The following is a 282-nucleotide window of genomic DNA, read 5'->3' as shown; positions in this document are numbered from 1 at the left end:
CGCTAGTGGTGTAGACTGGTGCTGCTACTCTTTCTTGCGTATATACTTTTTTACCATTGGACAACTTACCCAGATTGTTCGGATCGCTGGTGGTATAGACTGGTGCTGCTACTCTTTCTTGCGTATATACTTTAACTCCATTGGATAGCTTACCCGGATTGTTCGGATCGCTGGTGGTGTAGACCGGTGCTGCCACTCTTTCTTGCGTATATACTTTAACTCCATTGGATAGCTTACCCAGCTGGTTCGGATCGCTGGTGGTGTAGACCGGTGCTGCCACTC

General features: G+C 48.2%; 1 protein-coding gene. It reads right to left on the bottom strand.

The window, feature by feature from the left end; genetic code table 11:
• The coding region (locus tag CES82_RS12595; RefSeq protein ID WP_180245750.1) for a hypothetical protein at positions 1 to 282 on the bottom strand (282 nt) is incomplete at both ends.

This window comes from Secundilactobacillus silagincola (assembly GCF_002583405.1).
Lineage (GTDB): Bacteria > Bacillota > Bacilli > Lactobacillales > Lactobacillaceae > Secundilactobacillus > Secundilactobacillus silagincola.
The sequence above is the reverse complement of the archived record's forward strand: the minus strand, read 5'-3'. Positions and strand labels throughout refer to the sequence as shown.